Source organism: Streptomyces rhizosphaerihabitans, from assembly GCF_025399795.1.
GTDB classification, from domain to species: domain Bacteria; phylum Actinomycetota; class Actinomycetes; order Streptomycetales; family Streptomycetaceae; genus Streptomyces; species Streptomyces rhizosphaerihabitans.
In genome coordinates this window covers 1-21,058 of record NZ_JAODTZ010000059.1, presented here as the reverse complement: position 1 = coordinate 21,058, position 21,058 = coordinate 1, and the positions used below count along the sequence as shown (strand labels likewise).

The window sequence follows — 21,058 nt, the reverse complement described above, 5'->3', positions numbered from 1 at the left end:
GCCCCCTGGCATGATCACGGCGTGATGAGTGAGCGTGTGCAGCCCGGCCCCAGGAAGTGCGTCCTCTTCGATGTCGACGGCACGCTGATCGACGCCGTGGAGAACCAGCGTCGGGTCTGGGCGACGTGGGCCGGGCGATACGGGCTGGACGCGGCTGAGGTCTATCGGGTGGCCCTGCGGACACGGCCGATGGAGACCTTCGCGGAGGTGGCTCCGGACCAGGATCCAGGTGAGTGCCTGGCTGCGCTGCACGAACTGGAGGATGACGACGTCCGGTCCGGCGTCTACGCGGCCTTCGACGGCGCGTCCCAGCTGCTGGGCGCCCTGCCGTCGGGGGCGTGGGCACTCGTGACCTCCAACTACGAGCACCGGGTGCGCGGGCGATTTAGTCGGACGGGCCTGCCGGTCCCGCACGTCATCGTGGACGCTGCCGCAGTCGAAGAAGGCAAACCCTCGCCCGCGCCGTACCTGTTGGCCGCCGAGCGGCTCGGTGCCCGGCCCGGGGACTGCCTGGTCATCGAGGACGCCCCCTCCGGAGTCGAAGCGGGGCTGCGAGCCGGAATGACGGTGTGGGGCGTCAACACCGCGACTGCGGTGGTCGGCGTACACCGTCACTTCGCGAGCCTGCGCGAAGCGGTCCCCGACATCCTCGCCTTCGCCCGGCCGGAGGGATCAGCCGGAACGGGATGATCATGGTGTGGCTGGTGCATCACGGCGCCGGAGTCGTCCTGGACGGCCCCGTTCACCGGACTGAACCTGCGCCACTTCGCCGAGCTACGGCCAGGTGGTGACCGGGCCTTGTGTCCTCAGGCGTCCGCCGCTGCCCCGTTCAGTCGCGGACGCAGAGGCGCGCGGCGTCGCCGTCACCGCCCAGTGTGGGTCCGCGTGACCTCATTCGAGGCTGGGACCGCCGGCGTGACTCAGCCGCTTCCACAGAGATACCCGGCCTGTCGTCGGTCACCGGGGCACCACCGGCGACGGTGAGAGTGCCGTCGATGCAGCCTCACCGGTCGGCCAAGGCCTCGTTCAGCGACCGTTCGACGACATCGAACACCATCTGGCGCAGACCGAGTTCGCCGGTCGAGCCGACATGCAGTGCTGAGCGCTCAGTGCTCAGCACTTACGTCGTCGGTTCCCCGGCTCCAGTACTGGGCGAGGGCTCCTTCTCTGTACGGGGCGGGGCTGACGCTGAGTTCACCGGCGAACGGGCGGTCCAGGACGAAGACCAGGAGCAGGCTGAAGCCGATGAGCCCGGCGACCGAGGCGACGAAGAGGATCTGAACCCTCAGTTTGCGCATGCCGTAGAGGAACGTGAGGGGGACCAGGACGAGTGCGCCGCCGAAGGCCAAGGCCTGGAGGAGCGGCGGGAGTTCCTGGCGTGCCATGGTGATGCGGGCGCGGCGCTGGGAGGCGACGTCGTTGAGATGAGTGACGGCCTCCTGGTAGAAGACCTGCTCGCTCTGGCTCTTCGGGTCGTATTTCTGGAGCACCTGGAACGCGGCTCCGAGGTGGGTTTCCGTGGCCCCGTAGCTGGGGTTTCCCGCGCGCATCCGGGGCCACTGGTCCTCGACGACCGCGTGGACGTAGCCGCTCATCGTGGAGTCGAGACGAGCACGCACCTGTGCCGGGAACGCGGCGGCGTCACGGGTGATGAGCGCCGCGTCGGTGGCCTCGGAAGCGACGATGGTCTGGGTGTCTTCCAATTGGGTCCAGAGAGTGACGATGACGAAGGCGAGGATGATCCCGTAGATCGCGCCGAACATGCCGAGTGTCACCCCGACCATCTCGTTGTGTTCGCCACGGGCCACCGAGGGGTACCTGCGGCGCAACAGCACACTGCCGCCTACAGCGAGGAGGACTGTCCCGCCGACGGTGACGACGGCCAGTGCGAAGGTGCTGAAGTGGTTGAGCAGCCAGAGCGAGATATGCGGGAATTCCAGAGCGGACACGACTGCCCAAACGCACGGTGTGGATGAGTCGCTACGGGTGTGGCCCGGAAGTTCACACCACCGAGTGAGAGATCGATTCCGCGCAACCCCGTTCGTGCTTGCGTCTCACCCGGTCGTTCGCAGACGCGAAGCGATGGAGGCGTATCGGGCCCGGGGCCTGGTAGGGCGAGGATGGACTTCTGGCATTACACAGGCGGCAGTTGGTCGTACATCCGGAATGTGTAGGTCGCGTCGTAGGTCATCAGATTTCCGCTCGGTGCCGGCAGCCCCAGTCGCCGGTTGAGTGGCACTGTCAGGGGCCCGCATCCTTCGGCTGCGGGCGCGGTGAAGGTGTCGTCGTAGGCGGAGAACTTGATCACCGGCGGATCCTGTGAGACCCACTGCGAGGGCCCCGACCGCTTGAGCTGGAAGTCGACCGGCGCGCTCGCACCGATGGTGCATCGGTGCGACAGCAGAGGGCTCAACAGCCGGAGGCGAAGGCTGAATTGCCCGGTATAGAAGTCGGATCGGCCACCGTACTCCGGCTTGATCGCCAGCCGAAGGAGTCGCGCGTGCTCATCTGCCGCAGTGCCGGTGAGCCCGCCCGGGAGGGCGGTGGGTGTGCTGTGCATCGCACCCCATACCTGTGCCTTCGTTCCGTCCGGCATCGGCCCCTCGGCGTGCGTCATGGTGATCGGAGCGAGAGCTACAGTGACCTTCCCTATCGTCAACTGCGGTGCCGCAGTGTGGACTTCGCACCGCCAGCGCGCGGGGTCGGCCCCGGCCGGAAGGGCGGGGCAGTCGCTGAAGTCGGTTGCGGACCGCGTAGTGGTCGAACTGGGCTCCGCGTACGCGAAGCTCGGGGTGTACGCCCCCACCAGCCCCGTGAGGGCAGCGGCGCCGGCGAGAGTGAGCGCGGCGCGGCGGGCGAGAGACGGGATGCGGCCATCGGCGGTCGTGTTCAACATGACCACAGAGTGCTGGCCATGACCGGGCAACCGCTATCAGTGATGTCCCCGCCTCAACCCCGAGTCGTCCCTGACGGCTTGTCAGGGACGATGCGTGGTCGTGTCTGCGGGGTTCCGACGACCAGGACCCGTTCACCGTGGACCCCGAACGGGTGGACGCCGAGCTGGAACGGATCAAGCACTTCCTGTGGCACGGCAACACCTTCCGTGCCCTGGACCTCCTCGACGACCTCGTGGAGGACTTTCGAGATCCTGTGCACCGAAGACCCCAGCGACACGCAACAGGCGTTCTCCACCCGACTTGGCGAGTCCTGCGGCTACATCCACGGCAACGCCGATCAGATCCCCAACTACGGCGAGCGCCACCGCTGCGGCGAGCCGGTCTCCAGCGCCACGGCCGAGTCCGCGGTCGACCAGGTCATCAGCAAGCGCATGGTCAAGAAACAGCAGATGCGCTGGTCACCACGAGGCGCCCACCTGCTGCTGCAAGTCCGCACCCGGGTCATCAACGGAGACCTCGCCGACGACTTCGCCCGCTGGTACCCCGGCTTCACCACCCCCGGAAGGGTCGAGTTCGCGGCCTGATCCAACAACCGGTCAGGGCTCACCCCTCCCACGATTTTTCCGGTCTCCGGGGGATGTGAGGCCGGTGTGTTCCGCGCAGAAGGCGAGGGCGTCGCTGTGGAGGTCGGCGTAGTGGGAGGGAGCGCGGGAGCCGTGGCCGACTCCGTCTTCGGTGCGCAGGAGGACGGGTTTGCCGCTTGTGGTGGCGTGTTGGAGGGCGGCGGTGAATTTGCGCATGTGGGCGGCGCCGACCCGGGGGTCGATGCGTGTGCTGGTAAGGAGGACGGCGGGGTAAGGGGTGCCAGGGCGGACGTTGTGGTAGGGCGAGTAGCTGAGCAGCGTGTCGAGCAGGCCGGCATCGTCTGGCGTACCGAACTCGTTTGTCCACCACGCGCCCTGGCCGAACAGGGGATAGCGGACCATGTCGGTCAGGGTGTCGGAGCAGACGGCAGCGGCGTAGAGCTCGGGGTTGCGGGTGATGGCGACGGCGACCATCAGTCCGCTGTGTGAGGACCCTTTGACGGCGAGCTGGGCGGGGGTGGTCAGGCCCTCGTCGATGAGGTGGCAGGCGGCGGCCGCGAAGTCGGCGAAGGCGTTGGGTTTGTTGGGTCCGCTGCCCGCGGCGTGCCAGGTGGTGCCGTGTTCGCCGCCGCCGCGGACGCCGGCCACGGCGTAGATGCCGCCGGCCCGGACCCAGGCGGTGATGGTGGGCGAGTAGGCGGGGGCCACGGAGGCGCCGAAGCCTCCGTAGGCGGTCAGCAGAGCGGGGCGCGGGCCGTGAACGGGCCCGGGAGGGGTGATGAGGTACAGGCCGACAGGGGTGCCGTCCTCGGAGAGGTAGGTGAGCTGCCGTACGACAGGTGGTTCCTGCCGGGGCACCGGCGTTCGGGGGCGGACGGGCGTTGTCTGGAGCAGGTGGCTCGTTTCTGGCAGGCACCGCTCCTGCGGCAGCTCGAACCGGTAGACGGCCGGAGGAGTGAGGAAGTCGGTGTAGCGAAACCACACCCGGTCCGCGTCCCCCGGCGGGGTCGTCAGACCGCTGATCGTGCCCGGACCAGTCCCCGGCGTGGGGATGTCGGTGAGCAGCCGCCCGGTCACCTCGTGCAGAGCGAGGCTGGGAACGCCGTTGCTTACGGTGCTCACCAGCAGCCTCATCTCCCCGCTGCCCGCATCACTCAAGGCGGTGCAGGCGGACAGCAGGACGTCGGGGCCGGGCTCGACGACGGTGGTCCAGGCCGCAGAGCGCGGCTGCGCCGGATCGAGCAGGCACACCCGCCCGCGCGGAGCTCCCGCGTTGGTGATGGCATACAGCAGACCTCGCGGGCCGGTTTTGACCAGAGCGCTGCTGCCGTCGGACGTCCCGTCGTGAACCGTCACCAGATCCGGCGTGCCGAGCCCCCGCCCGCCGGTCACATCAGCTTCCAAGTCCGCCAGGTACAGAACGTTGCCGGTCTGCGCCCCGGGTGCGGCGCTCACCAGCAGCCAGCGGCCCTCGGGGCCCAGGGAAACCGACAGGTGGCGCATCGCCGTTTCGAAAACGACCGGATCGTGCGCGGGATCGTCCCCGATGCGGTGCAGTCTCACCCGGCGCGGTTCGCCCACCGACCCGGTCACGTAGTAAAAGCCCGTGTCGTCAGGCAGCCAGGCCACCGCGGTCGGCCGGCCCAGAGCCAACGGCCCGTCCACCACCCGGCCGTCAGCGACGTCCAGTACCCGCAGAACAGGCGCCTCCGCGCCGTCGGCCGCCACCTGGAAAGCCACCAGCCGCCCCGACCACGACGCCCGCCACGCCAACAGCGCCGTCCTCCCGGACGGATCCAGGCCCATCGGGTCGAGCACTACATCCTCGACCTCCCACCCTTCCCCGCCCGTGACGGTGACCAGCACCGGCAGCTCCTGCCCAGCCCGCCGGCGCAGCAAGAACCGCCGCCGCCCCCGCACCACAGGCGCCGACACCGCAGGCACCGCCGCGCCCCCGCAGTCCATCAGCTCACCAAGGAGTGCCCGGAAAGCGGGCCTCGTCCGCCAGGCCGATGAGTGCTTGGCGAGCATCTGATCCTGGGTGGCAAGCCACTGCGCGCATTCGGCCGCCGTGTCGTCCTCCAGCCACCGGTACGGATCTGGCACCAGCCGCCCCTGCACCTCATCCACGACCGGCCGCCGCAGCGTGGATGCGTCCGTCACGTTCATCGACTCCCCTCACAGTTGAGGCGGCGGACCCTCGCACAAGGATCCGCCGCCGGAAACGGCAACGAATCAGTCGGTGTCGCCCTCAGCGAGTTCCAGACGCCACTCCTCAAGGCACATGACCTCGTCAGCGGGGAGGGGGAGGGGAAGGGGGAGGGGGAGGGGGAGAGGCATCTCTTCCACCTTTCTTTGCGATATTTCGTCAGCCCGTGTCCGGGTCCGGAGACTGACTCCCCCTTCTTCCGCGTGGACACCGTGTCGCCGTACCGAAATAACCCGTACGGGGCCGCGCGATAGGCCCGGTGGCGGCCTGTACAACGAGGCCCTTCCGGGAGAGCGGGAAAAAACCGCAGTGACCTGCTGCTCGAACTTCGCCCGCTGGAGCCTGCGCTGGAAGGCGACGGTCTCGCGGCGGGTGATCTCGTCCTGGCGGAGGACAGCACGCCCACGGCTTGCGTGACGGACGGCAGCGGCCCCGGTGCCGCGGCGGCTGCTCAGAGGTGACCGTCCAGGAACTTCCGTACCTCGGCGATGGTCATGGGCCCCGTGCCGTGGGCCACCGCCTCTCCTTCCTTCAGCAGGACGTAGGACGGGGCTCCGGTGATCCCGTATCGCTCGGTTGCGGACGGACAGCGCGTCATGTCGGTGCGGACGGCCGTCAGGCGGCCCGTGTACTCGTCGGCGATGCCACCCACGACGAGGTCCATCGCCCGGCAGGGCTCGATCGCCTTGGGCCATGTCCCGGTGAAGTATGCGAGGACCGGGACTCTGCTCATCCCGAGGATGAAATCGAACTCCGCGTCCTCACGGGGCTGGTGGACCCGCTTCGCCATGGAAGCTCCTGACCTCGCGTTCCGTCATTCCATCCCCATCATCCCCCGCGCGGTGCGCCAGGCCGGCCCGGCCGGTCGTCCGGCCGACCTGTCGGACGGGAGCCTGCCCGCTCTCACTGCCTCGCCAATGGAACGACCCAGGCCGCTTCTTTGGATGACCTTGCCCGGTGCGCTTTCGGGCTGGGCTGAGCGTATGAGATCAGCTGTTCGTGCGGGTGTGGTGATGTCGCATCCGCACGCACGGCATTCGAGGGTGTGCGTGCTCGACAGGCCAACACCTGTTCGGATAGGGGAACCCGCATGCCGTTGCCGCCTCCCATCGGCGCTGAGATCCCGCGAGCTCCAACGCGGGGGAGACGTGGCTGTGCGGGGCACGTGGTCAACGATTCTGTCGCCCAAGACAACGGCCGGAGGCGTCGGCCGCGACCGATGCATCGGTTCCTGAGTCCGCGGCCCGGTACTGCGTTTGTTGGGCCCCTTTCGACTCATCTGGTCGGGCTGCTCGGTGCGGAGCTTCCAGGTGCGTCCTGCCTGGACAGGGCAGGGCAGGGCAAGGCAGGGAAGGGCCTACCCCGCCTGTCGGGCAGGGGCGGTCGGGTTGTCCGCAGTTGGCCGGCTGAGAGCTGTCCGGAAGTCCGCAGGAGTGAAAAGTGTCAGCAAAAGTGTCCGATAGATTGCTAGGCATATTGTTAACAATCTTGTAGCGTCCGTCACGCCTTGGCCCCAAGGCATCAGCGGAGCACTTGGTGCTCAATCAGGGGAGACGCCCATGCAGCGGCCCACTGCGTCCTTCGGACGCGATGCACTGACCCGAGCGACGGGCAAGCGCGGAGGACACCCGGTGATCAGTAGAGATTTCCTGAGAGTCATGGCGATCACGGGCTCCCTCGTGCTTACTGCCGCCCCGGTGCCGGCCTCCGTCGCGGCGGCCGCCACCGGAGCGGCCCACTCGCGGGGAAGCGCCCATTTCGCAGACCCACAGGACGCCGCGCTGGCCTTCGACTCCACCGCCTACACGACGATCACCGTCTCGGTCGACGGCCAGCCGATGAACGTGCGCTGGTACAAGGAGATCTGCTACGTCGCGAACCCGGTCGCTGCGGCGGCGCAGCAGCCCGGCGGTCCCGGCGGCGGCAGCACGACGATCCCCAACACCGCCTGCGGCTACGAGAGCATGAACGTGTTCGTCCCCGAAAGCGCCTTTGGCAACCAGCAGACGCCGATCTACTTCGCGGTGAACAACAGCGGCTGGATGGCCAGTTACATCAAGGCCGGCGTGACCAACGGCACCTCCTACAACAGCGCGACGAGCAACGTCGGCGCCGCGCTGAAGGCCGGCTATGTCTTCGCCGACGTCGCCAACCGCAGCCGCGGACTGATCGGCGCCGACGGCACGTCTCCGGGCAAAGCCCCTGCCGCGGTGGCCGACGCCAAGGCTGCCGTCCGCTACCTGCGCCTCAACGACGCAACGATGCCCGGCAGCGCCGAGCGGATCGTCGTGAACGGCACCAGCGGCGGCGGCGCACTGTCCTCGATCCTGGGCGCGTCCGGCAACAGCGGCGAGTACAACCCCTACCTTGCCGCGATCGGCGCCGCAGGCATCGACGCGAGTGGCCGGAGCACCCTGCGCGATGACGTCTTCGCCGTCAACGCGTACTGCCCGATCACCGACCTCGGCAACGCCGACAGAGCCTATGAGTGGCTGTACAACATCCTCGCCACCCGCGATACCACCGGTGAGAACCCGTCGCCGGTGGACGCCGCCGCTATCGCGGCCCAGTTTCCCGCGTACGAGAAGAGGCTCGGGCTGCGCAACCCCGACGGCTCCCAGCTCACCGCTGCGAACATGCTCGACACCATCAGGAAAGAGGTCATCCGCTCCGCGGAGACCTATATGAAGACGGATCCCGCCTACACGATTCCGCCTCTGGGCGGCACCTTTGAGATCCAGTCCGGTGGCCCCGGAGGCCCGCCCACCACGAAGTCGTACGTCAACGACTGGATCGACGCCGACAACGCCACCGACAAGGTGCTCTCTGTCGACATGGCGAAGTACCTCGCCTTTGTCGCCACCCAGGCCGCCCTCAAGACGACTCCCGCCTTCGACGCCGTGGGCGTCAACGGCAACACCACCAGCGGCACCGAGACCAACCTCTTCGGCCCGTCGACCCAGAAGTACATGAACTACACCGAGTACAGCTGGAATCACAACAATGTCGCCGGCGACGGAAGCGGCACCGACGACACCGGGCTGACTTGGGACCAGTACACCAGCAAGAAGAGCACCACCGTCGACGACCAGGTCCACCTGATCAACCCGATGGACTTCGTCGGCACCAGCGCCGACACCGCGCCGAACTGGTACGTCCGCAACGGCACCCGCGACCGGGACACCTCGTTCATCATCTCGCTCAACCTCGACCGCGCGCTCGAAGCGGACAAGCAGGTCAAGAACGTCGACTACCAGCTCGCCTGGAACCAGCCGCACGCCGGCAACTATGACGTGCCCGAGGCCATGGCCTGGATCGCCGGCGTCGTCCGCAATGCCGGCACCCCGCTTGCCCCCGGCCGTCACGAATAGGCCCGCCGATGCGTGACGGCGGAGTGGGCCCGGTGCCCTGGCGCCCCGGGCTCCGCGGGTTCAGCGCCCGCCGGCTGCGCACGCACTTGTCCGGCCGGCGCCGACTGCACCGGCGCCGGCCGGGGAGCAGATGCACGAGCGTGGACCGGGGGACTGTCGGCGTCCGTCTGCGGTGCGGGTGAAGGGTCGGTCCCGGATCGCGACATGTGATCCGTCTCGTTGTCCGGTGTCGGGGTCTCCTGCTTGCTGAAGGGCAGAGGGCGAGATCACCTGAGGGGAGGACGGGAGCTGAGTGCGGGCACGCTGACGGCTGTGAAGTGGGAGGCGAGCGCTGCAGGTGCAGGTGCAGGTGCAGGTACAGGTACAGGTACAGGTTCCTGACGGTCGAGCAGGTCGTGGACCATCACTGGGCCCAGCGACATGGGCGGTACGAATGCCGGCCCGGGGCGGCCCCGGTCAATCTCTCCTCGGCCGATGGCACGCCGGAGCATGCGCTCGAGAGCGGCTGACAACGGCTGGACGAGACCGTCGCGCACCGCCCGGAGCGGAGCGGAGTTCTGCTCCGCCGCTGCGGCCACGCTGCGTATCAGTGCCGATCGCCTGAACATCGGGCGCCCGCCCGAGCGCGACCTGCGCGAGATCATGAACGCGATGGGGATCTTCCTGGACGACAGCGAGGCCCTCCTTCGGGCGCTGGCTCGCCGAGCGTCTGGAAGGGCTCGCGCCCTGCTGATCAACAACCAGACCGCTACCAGGACCAGCCGCGCCGGCAACCACTGGATCAGCGCTTCGATGTGCGGGCAGGGCAGGGCGCGGCGCTGGAGCGGCTCCGCGTCGAGCAGCAACTCGCAGAGGCCCTCACCCACGGGCCCGACCCACTCCACCTCGCCGAGGTTTTCGGACTCGACGAGAAGACCGCGATGCGTTACGCGGACTGCACCCGACAGCTTCTGGAAGCGGCCGCCGAACAGAAATCCCGTGAGGGCCGACAGTGACCTTCTGCCATTCTGCTTTCCATGTCCGCACGAAATCGAAGACTGCCCCGGCACCGTGCCTGGCCACTGACCACCACCGACATCAACGAGTGTCTCGGCCCCTACATGACCCGAGTCACGGACCTGCGGTTCCTCACCGGAACTGACAGCGAGACCATCGTTCTGGGAGCAGAATGGATCGCTCCGATCTCCCGCAACTACGGCCGCAGCATGAACCCGGACATGGTCGGCTTCCGCATAGACGTCCACCCGGTCGATACCGCTGAACGGGCTGCCACCCGCGCTGTTCTACGGGCGTATGCGCTCCCGCAACTCCACGAATGGATCACGCAGGCGATCGCCGCCAACGAGACCTGGCAACTGACTCCCCATCAGCACTACTGGCGGCTCGCGGACGGCCACCTCACCCACCGTGACGAAGCGTGAACTGAGTCCGGGCGGCACACACCCGCACATCAGCGAGGTCACACGCGCGGGTTCACAACGAACCCAAGAAGCAGCACCCGGGAAACTGGACACCAGACCCTCGGGTTCCCAACGAGAAACCTTCAGTTCCCGTGAACTCACAGGGCTTTCGGGGGTTGAGGAACATCGGAACGGAAACTGGCGCTCAGCCTTCCGCGCCGCTGGTGGGCGGCTGACGGGATGTCGGCCGGAGGGCGGCGCAGAAGTCTTCCCGTAGATAACGCCCCAATATCTGCGGTAGCTTGATCCGTCGCCTGCGGTGACGTTCTCCGGCTGCTGTGCGGAGCGGCCCTGTTATCTGTGGCAAGCGGATATCTGTGGCAAGCGGAAGCGATGCCCACCGTCGTGCAGCTGCCGACCTGCAAGATACTCACCGCCCGGGCGGCGGCCGACGTCTTCCTGGACTCGCTGGGCAACGCGAACACGGTCCGGAACTACGGGATCGAGGTGGGCAGGACCGCCGAGCGGTTCGGTGAGGCCCGGCCGCTCGTGACGGTGGCGGACGACGAGATCGGCCAGGCCCGCGCCCTGCTGGATGAGCTGGACGTCGGTGCCCCTGGCAGCCGTGTGTCCTCTGTCCGGCCACACACCCGCTACCGATCGACGGCTCGCATCCCTGCCTCGTCATACCGCTCACCCGCCGCCTCGGGCAGCTCCGCATCGATGCGGGCCAGGTCCTCCTCGGTCAGCGCGATGCCGACCGCGGCGGCGTTCTGTTCCAAGTAGGTGCGGCGCTTGGTGCCCGGGATCGGCACCAGGTCCTCACCCTGGGCCAGCACCCAGGCGATTGCCAGCTGGGCCGGGCTCACGTCCTTCTCGGCGGCGATCTCCTTCACCTTTGCCGCCAGCTGCAGGTTCGCCTTCAGGTTGGCGTCCTGGAAACGCGGGTTCTCCCGGCGCCAGTCGTTCGCGTCCAGTTCGTCCGTCGAGGTGAACCGCCCGGCGAGGAAGCCGCGGCCGAGCGGCGAGTACGGCACGAAGCCGATGCCCAGCTCACGGCAGGCGGGCAGCACCTCGGCCTCCACGTCCCGTGACCACAGCGAGTACTCGCTCTGCACCGCGGTGACCGGGTGCACCGCGTGGGCGCGCCGGATGGTCTCCGAGCTCGCCTCGCTCAGGCCGATGCACCGCACCTTGCCCTCGGTCACCAGTTCTCCCAGCGCGCCGACCGTCTCCTCGATGGGTACGTTCGGGTCGACCCGGTGCTGGTAGTACAGGTCGATGTGGTCGGTACCCAGACGTTGCAGGGAGCCGTGGACGGAGGTGCGGACGTGCTCGGCCGAGCCGTCCTGCGGACCGACCGTACTGATGTCGCCCGGCACGGCGTTGTCCATCCGGTAGTTGAACTTCGTCGCGATCACGTACTCCTCGCGATGTCCCCGGATCGCCTCGCCGACGAGCGACTCGTTGGTGAGCGGCCCGTACATCTGCGCGGTGTCGAGAAAGTTCACCCCGAGGTCGAGGGCGCGCCGGATGGTCGCGATGCTCTCCTGCCGATCGGTGGATCCGTAGAAGGCGGACATGCCCATACACCCAAGGCCGATGGGTGATACCTGGAGGTCCCGCAGACTGCGTTTCTGCATGTCGTGTCCCAGCCTTTCCCTGTCGTTCGAGCGCACGAAGCCCCTCATCGATTCAACCGGCGAATTCCAACGCCGGCATCCCGTGAGAGGCGGATGGCGACACGGGCTTCGTGCGCCGTAGTGGTGTCTGCGACGCTACGAGTTCGAGCGCACTCCAGCGCAAGTCGATCGATGCGCAGAGCGTGAAGACCTCGGCGAACGTCGCTGAGGACAGGCAGGGCGTCGACGTCGACAAGAAGATCAAAGGGCGCAAGCGTCACGTGGCCACGGATACGCTGCGTTCCTGCGGATGTACTACCGGGAGATGGCCTGCGACATCCAGATCGCAGCCCAGGCCGGCGGCGCCGCGCTCGTCGTCCCGCCGTACGAGGTGTGCGAACACACCGTCCGGCAGTTCGAGGGGAGGGCCGAAGGCGATCTGCACGACAATGCCGCGCTCGAACTCGCATGGACCACGATGCTCCGCCTGCCCGACCGGATCGCCCCCGACTACCGGGACTGACGGACTCCGCCCGTCGTGACGGCCCGGCCGGGACCGTCACGAGTCCGGGCCGCCGATGGCCCACCACCAGCTGCTGCACGCCGCGCTCAGAGCCGAACCTGCCGCCGAGGCCGGCGCCGCGCCGGTACGACGCCGAACACTGCCCGCGCAGCCAGCTGCGATGCCCAGCCGCCCGGCCTCGTACCAGGCAGGAGCCAGGCGGGCGATCGTCCGGGAAAGGGAGAGGGCCCGGATCGTGTGGATCCGGGCCCTCTCCAGCAGTAGCGGGGACAGGATTTGAACCTGCGACCTCTGGGTTATGAGCCCAGCGAGCTACCGAGCTGCTCCACCCCGCGTCGGTATTCCCCACCATACGCCATCACGGCAAGCACCGAAGACCACCCTACGACGCAGGACCCTTACGCGGCGAAGCCGATGCTTCACCCGTTGCCCGCCCGCCCCGGTCTGCTCACCCGAAGGCGATGTCCGGGTCCACGGTGTAGGAGACGTGGAACATCCGACCGATCAGGGTCTTCGCACGGGCCAACGTCCACCGCTGATCAGCCCAGTCATGTACGAGTGGACCGCGCTCCAACTTCCGTTCCAGCCTGGCGATTTGGCCGTCGGACAGCCGGGATCGGCCAGGCGACCCTTTCGAGGCGACACCAGCTGGACCGCCCTCACGCCGCTGACGTCGCCACCGCTCCACCGACCGCTCCGGCACCCTGAGCGCGGTCGCGATGGCTCTGGTCGTCTGCCCGGCCTCGAACCGGGCCACCGCATCCGGACGCACTCGCTCGCGAGCAGCCCTCTCCGCGTCGGTGAAGCCCCCACCTTGCGCATACCTCACAGTCCCAGCACTACCGGACCAGGAGCTCTGGATCTGCCGAACGCCCCCGACATCACTCGTTCAGGTTCAGTAGCATCCCGACACCGCACAAACCTGGGAAAACCATGAACCGCAGAACGGCCACCGTCGCACTCGCCACCGTCGCCGCTCTCGTGCTGGTCGGCTGCTCCAACCCCGGCAGTAAACCGAAAACCGCCGTCACCGTCACAGCAGCAAAGACACCCGAACTCAGCGCCGCCCAGAAGCGGGCAGCATGCGTCGACGCGTGGTCCAAGACCATCGACAGCAGGAACGCCGACCCCGACGCCTACGTCAACTCCGACACCTACAAGGATGCCAAGCCCACTGAATGCGGAGGCCTGCCAGGTCAGGCGGAGATGTACATAGAGGCGCTGAATACGCGGAACCAGGCGAGCCAGGATGAGATGCAGGCATGCCTGGACGACCCGAAGTGCACGGCCTTCCCGCTGCCCTAGGACCTGTACGGACGCGGATGCGGAGGAGCTGACCGCCGGCCGGGACTGGTGAACGAGGTCGGGAAGGCCACCTCCGATCAAAGCCATTCGTTAAAGCTGCAATCAGCACGGTCGGCTCGTAGCGGACGGCGGGCTTGTCGTATCGCGTGGCGACAGTGCGGTGTCCGCCACGCGAGCCAAGCTCGTAAGGCGCTCGATGATCCTCGCGTTCAGCGCATCTGACCTGACCTGCGCTGACAAGCCCCTGTTCCGCTCTTGCTCTGGCGCCGGCATCTGCGCGTACCAGGGCCGGAACGTCGGCGGAAGCCTTCACGAAAGCCCAAGGCTCCGATCCCATCCACCACCTGTCGCGCATCAAGGCGTCGGAGGCTGCGCTCGCGGATGTCTGAAGCGGGCAGGAAGCTCAGCGGCGGAACGCCCGACTCGATGACGAATCGGCCGCAGGGCGCCAGGTGGCGTCCACTTTGCCGGGTACGGGGGCGCCGGCCACGTATTTCCTTCCACCGGCCCTGAGTGCACGGTCCGGACGCCGGCACCGGACCTTGAGGGGGCATCAGGGCGTACGGGCTCCAGCGGAAGGGTGCATTTTCGGCCAAGCCGTTCCCGGCAGGGAGCGGAGGGATGCCGGTCCATGATCAACAAGGGGGCCTCGGGCGTGTCTGGTTTTGAGTGGAAGTAAATATTGAATTTTGGATCATTTCGGGTGCGGTTGGCCGGTTCTGTTGATCGTTTTCAGTCACTCCGGGGTGTTACTGGTGAGAAACATAGATTCGAGGTGTGCCAGTATTCGAGCCAACGGGGACAGCGCTGGAGTACCGGATATCCGGTACCGGCAGGGCGGCATGCTGACCACATGCCGCAGTGGCCCCGTGTCAGTAGGGGGAGCCGGGTGCTTTTGACTTGTGCGAAGCACCGGCATCGGCGGCACTGTTCTGTGCTGTCAACATTCCTTCCTTCTTCTATGGCTCGGCATGCGCCGAGCAATGAGAAAGCCTGATCGGAATTCGACAGGCGCAAGGAGAGAAGATGAAGAAGAAGCTGTTCGCCGTGGCCGGCATCACCATGGGTGGCGTCGCGGCTGTGCTCAGCATGCAGGGGACCGCGCAAGCCGCCGCGCCGCAGGCGGATTCCGCTCCGGCGGTTGTCCGGCCGGGCGTCGAGAGGGCGCCCGCGGGCCTGGGCAGTCTTCTGGGCAAGGTCGTGGGCAAGGCCGCGGTCCACGGTCGTGCGGCCTGCCCGCACGTGGCGAAGGCGGCCGGTCAGGTGGCCAACGACTTCTTCGGGACTCACGTGGCGCCCGCCAAGGGTGTCGACGGGGTCGAGGCGGTCGACACGGTCTTCGACAAGTGACCGAGCACGTTGTCCTCAGGAGGGCGGTCCTCATTGCCGGGGCCGCCCTCCTGGGCGCCTACCTGTCCATCGCGGCGTTGACCCAGACACCCCTGAACCCCGTCAAGCTGCGCTACTACGACGAGATGAACGCGCTGACGGAACCGTATCTGTCGCAGAACTGGATGCTTTTCGCCCCGGACCCCCTGTCGGACGACCGTGGCATTCTCGCGCGGGCCAAGTGCGCGAACGGCAGGGCCACCGGCTTCTATGACGTCTCCCGCCCTTACGTGGCCAGAGTTCAGCACGACCGGTTCTTTCCGTCTCGCATCAACCGGCTCGTCAGCGGGACCATCACACAGATGGACAGTCCCGATCCGGTTCTGGCGCGACTTCGGAACAAGGAGATGGAGAAGAAGAAGCGACCGGTTCCTCTCCTTCCCTATGAGAAGACTTCCCGGAAGGAGGCAGAGACCTTCCTCGCGCGCTACTCACTGTCCCAGCTGTCGAACGTGTGTGACGGCTCGCCCTCCGCCGTGCAGGTGCGCATGTACGTACACGAGCTGCCTTCATGGTCGCGGCGCAAGGATTCCTCCGCCAGGGGCACGACCCGCTTCGAGGATCTGAAGTGGCGGAATGCGGAGGACGTCGGATGAAGAAGTTCATCTCCACGGTCGACAGGTGGAGTTCGGTGCCGTTCGGTGTCGTCGGCGTCTCCGGAACCCGTGCCCTCCTGGGGTTCGTCGGCCTGATGTTCTATGTCAGTCAGTACGCCGACCGGGACTACCTCTTCGGTCCTGACGCCGTTCTTCCATGGCGGGAATTCGTTGCGCAGGTCCACAGCAACGGCTCCTTCAGCCTGTATGCGTGGAGTTCGTCGGAGGCATGGTTCCAACTGGTCTTCCATCTGGGCCTGATCACCGCTCTGATGGTGACCCTGGGCATCGGCGGCAGGGCCGGACTCGCCTGCCACTGGGTGTTCCTGTGGTCCCTCTACGAACGTCAGCCGGTCCTGCTCGACGGTGGCGACAACCTCGCCTACCTGGTGCTCCCGATGCTCCTGGCCACCCGCTGCTACGACCGGTTCTCCTTTTCCTCCGGCCGCGCGAAAAGGCTCGGCCGGCGCCTGCCGACGCAGGTGCGTTCACTGGCAACGCCTCTGCACAATCTCGGCGTTGTGGCGATCGCGTCGCAGATGTGCCTGGTGTATGTCGTCAGCGGTCTGTACAAGGTGCAGGGACAGATGTGGCAGGACGGAACCGCCCTGTTCTATGTGCTCCGCGTTCCGGAGTTCGCGTTCCCCGGCGTCTCGAACCTCATCTATCACAACGATTTCCTGGTTGTGGCCGGGACGTACATGACCGTCATCTTCCTCGTCTACTTCCCCCTCGGAGTGCTGGTCCCCGCGCTCCGGCCCTGGGCCGCCGCCATGTCGATCAGCTTCCACGTTGCCATTGGTCTGTGCATGGGCCTGACTGGTTTCGCTTTGACGATGATCGCCTGTGACCTCGTCTTTCTCGACAAGGAACTCGGCAAGGCCGTTTCCGCCGTGGCGAATCTGGCCGTCCGGCCGATCCGGAGAGCCCGGAACGAGAAGGAGCCAGGCGGCCGCGCGGTCGAAGTCACGCTCGCGGAGGAGTCGGTGTAGCCTTCCCGGCGCCTTCGGCCGGAAGGCCGCACTTCGATACCGTGCGCCGTGCAAGCTCGCGGTTGCAGCATTCCACCAAGGAGAGACAGACAGGCAATGGAAGCGACCCCGCCCCTCCGATCCCACGGCGACGGCACCACGGTGGGACTGTTCTGGGTCTCAGCAGACGGCGTGTACGTGGGTGCCCCGGCGACGGCACCGGCTCCTTGCGTGGTGCTGAAGACCTCAGGGCCCCGCGTCACCGGTCCACACGAACGTGACTGGGCGTGGTCCGACATAGAGGGCCTCGAGGTCACCGAAGTCCCGGTCCGCTCCACTCTGCAACGCTGGGCGACCCACGCCGCGACCTTCGCCGCGGCAGCCCTGGACGCCTGGGTGCCGAGCAGTCCCACCGAGATGACCGTATCCATCGCCGCACCCGATGGCACGGTCCTGACGCCTGTCCACTCCAGCGCCGCCGTCGCCTACTCCGGGCGCGAGGTCGATCTCTCCCGCCAGTTGATCAGCCGCTTCACACGGGGCACCGCCACTCCCACCGTCATGACCGAGTGGTGGGAACAGACCCGGCCGGCCAGAGTTCTCCGGTCGCGCGAGCGGGAGGCTCTCCTCGAACTCTGGCTCGCGTCGGCCTGAGCGGGCGCCCCGCGCGTCCACTCGCCGAGCGGCGGCAGCGTGACTCCACGCAGGCCGCTGCCCGCATCCGTTCGGTCCAGACCCCGCCCGCACCGGCACACCTGCTGACGTCTTCGAGGAACTGGCCCACCACACGGCCAACTCCAGCCGGACCGGAGCTCATTGCGATCCGCCCCGGTCAACGGACCGCGATCATTGGTCTGTTCCAGCGGATGGCCGCCATCAGGGAGACCGCTCGATTCATCCATCGCCGGACAGTCACCCACCGGCGTCGCACGCCCGTCGGCACGGCGGCACGCGCGCCGCCCCGAACACACGACAGAAGATCATCATGATCCGAGTTCCCACCTGCATACTCAGCAGCTTTCAGGCACCCCAGATCTCTCACGGCCACAACCCCGACCTGTTCGTACAGATCGGTTCGTTGACCAAGCCGCTCACCGCGACAGTCCTGACGGCCTTGGCCGACGACGGTGTCCTGAGCCTCGACGACCCGCTGGAGCTGTTCCTGCCGGTGCCCAGCGGCACGGGAATCACCCTGCGCCGGCTTGCCGAGCACACCTCGGGCCTTCCTCGAATGCCTCCCGGCATCAGCGGGCGCGATCCCTACGCGGCTTTCGACGCCGACGCCCTGGACTCGGTCGCACGGCACCTCGACACCCTGGTCACGGCTCCCGCGGGGACGGCCGAGGAGTATTCCAACCTCGGATACGCGCTTCTGGGTGCCGCTCTGGTCGCGGCCACCCGCACCCCGTACGAGGAGTTGCTGCACCGCCACCTCCTCGATCCCCTCGGCATCGCCGACGTCGCCACCGATCCGCCGTCCGGCAGACGACTGTGCCGCAGGGGGCTGTTCGGCCGGACTCGGCAGCCCTGGACCATGGACGGCGCGATTCTTCCCGCCGGCGGACTGTGGGCCACTCCCCGGGCCGCCGCCCGCCTCCTCACCGACCTGCTTGTCGACCGCAGGCTGGGTGAACCGGCACCGGCCTGGCAGAAGGCGGGGAGCCTTGTGTGGCACAACGGCGCGACAGGCGGCGCGTCCGTTTTCGCGGGAGCCTCACCGCAGGGCTGGATTCTTGTTCACCGTCTGTCCGGTCGAAGTGCCGTGACGGACAAGATGGCCCTGGACACGCTCAGACTCTTCATCGGGCCCCGAACTTGATGCTGAGGGGCGGACATGGAACGCTCCCGGCCGCCCGCCGCTACGGCGTGATCCGGCCCGGCGCCTTCCGCCCCCGCGCTCCGTGGCCCAGTAGGGGAGGGCCAGGAGCGGCAGCGCGGCGCCGAGCAGGGGGAGCGCGGTCCAGCCTCCGGCGTGGCAGACGACCGAGCCGAGTCGGGATCCGGCCGCGCCGCCCATGAAGAACGTCGCGATGAAGGCGCTGTTGAGCCGGGTGCGGGCGGCCGGGTCGAGCTGGTAGACGGTGTGCCGGCTGAGGGATGAGGGTGGTCTGTACGGCGATGTCGATCAGGGCCGCGGCCAGGGCGATCAGCACGACGCTGTGTCCGCCGAAGCCCGCGACCGCGAAGGTGGCGCCGGTCATCGGGCGCACCAGTGCCCGGTCGGCCCACCGCCCCGCGAACGGGGCGATAGCGGGACCCGCCGCGCCGACGAGAGCGAACACGCCCACCCCGATGGGGGAGTAGTGGAAGCGGGGCCCGGTCAGGACGAAGGAGACGGTCGTCCAGAAGGCGTTGAACGCCCCGGACACGGCGGCCTGGTAGAGGCCCCAGCGCAGCAGGACCGGGTGGGTGCGCACCAGTTGGAACCACTCGGATGACCGACGGGGTCGGGACCGCGCCCCCCCGATCAACTGACGGAACAGATCGGCCGAAAACCGAAATCCCGCGTCCCGTCCCTCGTCACCGCGTGGCAGCCTGTCGATCCAGGATCAGACCGGGCTTCGTGTCGTATTCGGCGGTGAGCTCTCTGCTCTCGTTGATCGGATCGCACACCCACCACCGGAGAAGAGTGCTTGCGGTCTCTTTCGCTGGCAGGTGCCGACACCCTCGACGCCCCACCGGAGCTCAGTGGGGCGTCGAGGGTGATGGGCCATGCGGTTTTGCAGAACTCGCCGATCTGCGTCTCGAGAACTGATCCCTGTTACCGGCTTCCGCAGCTCACCTGGCCTCCTGGCCTCCCATGTCGGCCGCACCGGAGCTCCACGCTGGCTGTGACGCCCCGGCATGTTGGCTTCGAGCGGCGCCAGTTGGAGGGTCGCACGGGTGCATTGAGGGGTGGTGGCGGGGCGAAGCGGCCCCACCTCGGCTCTTGCGTATGCGCGACCTGCACGGATGGCGATCACGCGCTGTACTGCTCGGGCTTCGGCGTCCGGGACATGAGCGCGGCGGTCGCGTCCGGGACGCTGGTCGTGCCGTCGATCACCGCGGCGACGACCTCGGTGATCGGCATCTCGACCCCGTGGGCCCGCGACAGGTCCAGGATGGCCCGGCACGACTTCACACCCTCAGCCGTCTGCCCCGTCGCCGTCGTGGCTTCCTCCATGCTCATTCCCTGCCCGAGGTGCTCGCCGAAGGTCCGGTTCCGGGACAGCGGCGAGGAGCAGGTGGCGATGAGGTCGCCGGCCCCTGCGAGGCCGGAGAAGGTCAGCGGGTCGGCGCCCATCGCCTGGCCGAGTCGCGCGGTCTCCGCGAGGCCCCGGGTGACGAGCAGGGCACGGGAGTTGTCGCCCATGCCCAAACCGGCCGCGAGACCGACAGCAAGTGCGATGACGTTCTTGATCGCCCCGCCGAGCTCGCAGCCCGCCACGTCCGTGCCCGTGTAAGGGCGGAAGTACGGGGTGTGGCACGCCTTCTGCAGTGCGACCGCGGCCGTCTCGTCGGGGCAGGCGATCACGGACGCGGCGGGCTGACCGTCGGCGATCTCCCGGGCCAGGTTCGGCCCGGACAGCACCGCGATCCGCTCGAACGGGATGCCCGTGACCTGGTGGATCACCTCCGACATCCGCAGCCCGGAATGCGTCTCGATGCCCTTCATCGAGCTCACCACGACCGCGTCCGGCTCGATGTGCGGGGCCCAGGCGGCGAGGTTCTCCCGCAGCGTCTGCGCCGGGATCGACAGCATTACATGTCGGGCCCCGGCGAGCGCCTCGACCGGGTCCGCCGTCGCGCGGAGCCGGTCGGGCAGGACGACGTCGGGCAGGTACCGGGCGTTCTGGTGCCGGACGTTGATCTCGGCGACGACCTCGGGTCGCCGGGCGTGGATCGTGACGTCGCTGCCGGCGTCGGCGAACACCTTCGCCATCGTCGTCCCCCACGACCCCGCGGAGAGCACCGCAACCCGAGCCACCCGACACACCCCGTCCGCCTCGCGAGCCCTGACCCCGGTGACCCTATCCACTGTCCGTAGGCCTCCTCAGCGACACGGCGAAGGCCTCGCGCGTCGCCGGCCGCGGCTGGACCCGCTCGGCCTGGTCGTCACCGAGCTCCCGGCGCAGCTGGCCTTCGTGAGCCTGCGTACAGAGCCACGGAGACCCTGGTGAAGGGACCCGTCACGCGGTTTCGGCGTTGAGG

General features: G+C 67.8%; 20 protein-coding genes, 1 tRNA gene and 4 pseudogenes. 14 read left to right on the top strand and 11 right to left on the bottom strand.

Going from position 1 to position 21,058, the window contains the following annotated elements:
- Positions 1–21: 21 nt before the first annotated feature.
- Positions 22–690 carry an HAD family hydrolase gene (locus N4G66_RS38280; RefSeq protein ID WP_261708901.1) on the top strand — a complete coding sequence of 223 codons (669 nt, stop codon included), beginning with the start codon at positions 22–24 and terminating at the stop codon, positions 688–690.
- Positions 691–1,106: 416 nt separating this feature from the next.
- On the opposite strand, the gene N4G66_RS38275 is transcribed toward N4G66_RS38280, so the two are convergent.
- Together N4G66_RS38275 and N4G66_RS38270 are read right to left on the bottom strand one after the other, a co-directional pair.
- Positions 1,107–1,925, bottom strand: coding sequence for a bestrophin-like domain (locus N4G66_RS38275; RefSeq protein ID WP_261708931.1), 819 nt, complete (start codon positions 1,923–1,925; stop codon positions 1,107–1,109).
- A 209-nt stretch (positions 1,926–2,134) separates the two neighbouring features.
- Entirely contained in the window at positions 2,135–2,896 is a 762-nt protein-coding gene (locus N4G66_RS38270; protein ID WP_261708900.1) for a hypothetical protein, read from the bottom strand.
- 207 nt (positions 2,897–3,103) lie between these two features.
- Between N4G66_RS38270 and N4G66_RS38265 the strand changes: the two genes are divergently transcribed.
- A complete protein-coding gene (locus N4G66_RS38265; protein ID WP_261708899.1) occupies positions 3,104–3,481 on the top strand; it encodes a hypothetical protein in 378 nt (125 codons plus the stop codon).
- Between the two features lie 12 nt (positions 3,482–3,493).
- Here the strand turns inward: N4G66_RS38265 and N4G66_RS38260 are convergent, their stop codons facing one another.
- From N4G66_RS38260 to N4G66_RS38255, 3 genes and pseudogenes are all read right to left on the bottom strand, one after another.
- Positions 3,494–5,644, bottom strand: a complete 2,151-nt coding sequence (locus tag N4G66_RS38260) for a prolyl oligopeptidase family serine peptidase (protein WP_261708898.1) — start codon at positions 5,642–5,644, stop codon at positions 3,494–3,496.
- Positions 5,645–5,998: 354 nt separating this feature from the next.
- Positions 5,999–6,085: pseudogene (locus N4G66_RS46295) on the bottom strand (ATP-binding protein); the annotation flags it as partial.
- A 56-nt stretch (positions 6,086–6,141) separates the two neighbouring features.
- Positions 6,142–6,480 carry a thioredoxin family protein gene (locus N4G66_RS38255; protein ID WP_261708897.1) on the bottom strand — a complete coding sequence of 113 codons (339 nt, stop codon included), beginning with the start codon at positions 6,478–6,480 and terminating at the stop codon, positions 6,142–6,144.
- An 868-nt stretch (positions 6,481–7,348) separates the two neighbouring features.
- Between N4G66_RS38255 and N4G66_RS38250 the strand changes: the two genes are divergently transcribed.
- A complete protein-coding gene (locus N4G66_RS38250) occupies positions 7,349–9,061 on the top strand; it encodes a subtype B tannase (RefSeq protein WP_261708896.1) in 1,713 nt (570 codons plus the stop codon).
- A gap of 266 nt (positions 9,062–9,327) precedes the next feature.
- Here N4G66_RS38250 and N4G66_RS46080 read toward each other — a convergent pair whose 3' ends face one another.
- Positions 9,328–9,669: a TetR-like C-terminal domain-containing protein gene (locus tag N4G66_RS46080; protein WP_391858956.1), complete on the bottom strand. Its 342-nt coding sequence runs from the start codon at positions 9,667–9,669 to the stop codon at positions 9,328–9,330.
- Between the two features lie 186 nt (positions 9,670–9,855).
- Between N4G66_RS46080 and N4G66_RS38245 the strand changes: the two genes are divergently transcribed.
- The 3 genes and pseudogenes from N4G66_RS38245 to N4G66_RS38235 form a co-directional block, all read left to right on the top strand.
- Positions 9,856–10,056 carry a hypothetical protein gene (locus N4G66_RS38245; RefSeq protein WP_261708895.1) on the top strand — a complete coding sequence of 67 codons (201 nt, stop codon included), beginning with the start codon at positions 9,856–9,858 and terminating at the stop codon, positions 10,054–10,056.
- Positions 10,057–10,077: 21 nt separating this feature from the next.
- Positions 10,078–10,482 (top strand): hypothetical protein, encoded by a 405-nt coding sequence (locus N4G66_RS38240; RefSeq protein WP_261708894.1) that lies wholly within the window; start codon positions 10,078–10,080, stop codon positions 10,480–10,482.
- 372 nt (positions 10,483–10,854) lie between these two features.
- A pseudogene (locus N4G66_RS38235) lies at positions 10,855–11,055 on the top strand (site-specific integrase); the annotation flags it as partial.
- A 59-nt stretch (positions 11,056–11,114) separates the two neighbouring features.
- Here N4G66_RS38235 and N4G66_RS38230 read toward each other — a convergent pair.
- Positions 11,115–12,104, bottom strand: coding sequence for an aldo/keto reductase (locus tag N4G66_RS38230; RefSeq protein WP_261708893.1), 990 nt, complete (start codon positions 12,102–12,104; stop codon positions 11,115–11,117).
- Between the two features lie 167 nt (positions 12,105–12,271).
- On the opposite strand from N4G66_RS38230, the pseudogene N4G66_RS38225 reads away from it, so the two are divergent.
- A pseudogene (locus N4G66_RS38225) lies at positions 12,272–12,382 on the top strand (IS5 family transposase); the annotation flags it as partial.
- Between the two features lie 11 nt (positions 12,383–12,393).
- Positions 12,394–12,606 carry a hypothetical protein gene (locus tag N4G66_RS38220; protein ID WP_261708934.1) on the top strand — a complete coding sequence of 71 codons (213 nt, stop codon included), beginning with the start codon at positions 12,394–12,396 and terminating at the stop codon, positions 12,604–12,606.
- A 261-nt stretch (positions 12,607–12,867) separates the two neighbouring features.
- Here N4G66_RS38220 and N4G66_RS38215 read toward each other — a convergent pair.
- Together N4G66_RS38215 and N4G66_RS38210 are read right to left on the bottom strand one after the other, a co-directional pair.
- Positions 12,868–12,941, bottom strand: a tRNA-Met gene (locus tag N4G66_RS38215).
- Between the two features lie 134 nt (positions 12,942–13,075).
- Positions 13,076–13,435: pseudogene (locus N4G66_RS38210) on the bottom strand (helix-turn-helix domain-containing protein); the annotation flags it as partial.
- A 104-nt stretch (positions 13,436–13,539) separates the two neighbouring features.
- On the opposite strand from N4G66_RS38210, the gene N4G66_RS38205 reads away from it, so the two are divergent.
- The 6 genes from N4G66_RS38205 (at position 13,540) to N4G66_RS38180 (ending at position 18,686) form a co-directional block, all read left to right on the top strand.
- On the top strand, positions 13,540–13,911 hold the full coding sequence (locus N4G66_RS38205) for a hypothetical protein (RefSeq protein WP_261708892.1): 372 nt from the start codon (positions 13,540–13,542) through the stop codon (positions 13,909–13,911).
- Between the two features lie 1,026 nt (positions 13,912–14,937).
- The gene (locus tag N4G66_RS38200; protein WP_261708891.1) at positions 14,938–15,261 is read left to right on the top strand and encodes a hypothetical protein; all 324 of its coding nucleotides are present in this window, start codon (positions 14,938–14,940) and stop codon (positions 15,259–15,261) included.
- Positions 15,258–15,896: a DUF5819 family protein gene (locus N4G66_RS38195; RefSeq protein ID WP_261708890.1), complete on the top strand. Its 639-nt coding sequence runs from the start codon at positions 15,258–15,260 to the stop codon at positions 15,894–15,896. Before N4G66_RS38200 ends, N4G66_RS38195 begins: the two co-directional genes overlap by 4 nt.
- On the top strand, positions 15,893–16,888 hold the full coding sequence (locus N4G66_RS38190) for an HTTM domain-containing protein (protein ID WP_261708889.1): 996 nt from the start codon (positions 15,893–15,895) through the stop codon (positions 16,886–16,888). Before N4G66_RS38195 ends, N4G66_RS38190 begins: the two co-directional genes overlap by 4 nt.
- 96 nt (positions 16,889–16,984) lie before the next feature.
- Positions 16,985–17,521, top strand: coding sequence for a hypothetical protein (locus N4G66_RS38185; RefSeq protein ID WP_261708888.1), 537 nt, complete (start codon positions 16,985–16,987; stop codon positions 17,519–17,521).
- 331 nt (positions 17,522–17,852) lie between these two features.
- Complete coding sequence (locus N4G66_RS38180; RefSeq protein WP_261708887.1) at positions 17,853–18,686, top strand: serine hydrolase domain-containing protein; 834 nt, start codon at positions 17,853–17,855, stop codon at positions 18,684–18,686.
- 40 nt (positions 18,687–18,726) lie between these two features.
- Here N4G66_RS38180 and N4G66_RS38175 read toward each other — a convergent pair whose 3' ends face one another.
- Positions 18,727–19,284: a hypothetical protein gene (locus tag N4G66_RS38175; protein WP_261708886.1), complete on the bottom strand. Its 558-nt coding sequence runs from the start codon at positions 19,282–19,284 to the stop codon at positions 18,727–18,729.
- A 542-nt stretch (positions 19,285–19,826) separates the two neighbouring features.
- Positions 19,827–20,843, bottom strand: coding sequence for an NAD(P)H-dependent glycerol-3-phosphate dehydrogenase (locus tag N4G66_RS38170; RefSeq protein WP_261708929.1), 1,017 nt, complete (start codon positions 20,841–20,843; stop codon positions 19,827–19,829).
- Positions 20,844–21,058 lie beyond the last annotated feature (215 nt).

What these genes read in the sequence shown, in the direction of transcription:
- N4G66_RS38240 (WP_261708894.1), top strand. Translation starts at nt 10,078, where the DNA reads ATGTCCGCACGAAATCGAAGACTGCCCCGGCACCGTGCCTGGCCACTG.
- N4G66_RS38205 (WP_261708892.1), top strand. Translation starts at nt 13,540, where the DNA reads ATGAACCGCAGAACGGCCACCGTCGCACTCGCCACCGTCGCCGCTCTC.
- N4G66_RS38230 (WP_261708893.1), bottom strand. Translation starts at nt 12,104, where the DNA reads ATGCAGAAACGCAGTCTGCGGGACCTCCAGGTATCACCCATCGGCCTT.
- N4G66_RS38255 (WP_261708897.1), bottom strand. Translation starts at nt 6,480, where the DNA reads ATGGCGAAGCGGGTCCACCAGCCCCGTGAGGACGCGGAGTTCGATTTC.
- N4G66_RS38190 (WP_261708889.1), top strand. Translation starts at nt 15,893, where the DNA reads ATGAAGAAGTTCATCTCCACGGTCGACAGGTGGAGTTCGGTGCCGTTC.
- N4G66_RS38250 (WP_261708896.1), top strand. Translation starts at nt 7,349, where the DNA reads ATGGCGATCACGGGCTCCCTCGTGCTTACTGCCGCCCCGGTGCCGGCC.
- N4G66_RS38200 (WP_261708891.1), top strand. Translation starts at nt 14,938, where the DNA reads ATGAAGAAGAAGCTGTTCGCCGTGGCCGGCATCACCATGGGTGGCGTC.
- N4G66_RS38180 (WP_261708887.1), top strand. Translation starts at nt 17,853, where the DNA reads ATGATCCGAGTTCCCACCTGCATACTCAGCAGCTTTCAGGCACCCCAG.
- N4G66_RS38270 (WP_261708900.1), bottom strand. Translation starts at nt 2,896, where the DNA reads ATGTTGAACACGACCGCCGATGGCCGCATCCCGTCTCTCGCCCGCCGC.
- N4G66_RS38220 (WP_261708934.1), top strand. Translation starts at nt 12,394, where the DNA reads ATGTACTACCGGGAGATGGCCTGCGACATCCAGATCGCAGCCCAGGCC.
- N4G66_RS46080 (WP_391858956.1), bottom strand. Translation starts at nt 9,669, where the DNA reads ATGTTCAGGCGATCGGCACTGATACGCAGCGTGGCCGCAGCGGCGGAG.
- N4G66_RS38185 (WP_261708888.1), top strand. Translation starts at nt 16,985, where the DNA reads ATGGAAGCGACCCCGCCCCTCCGATCCCACGGCGACGGCACCACGGTG.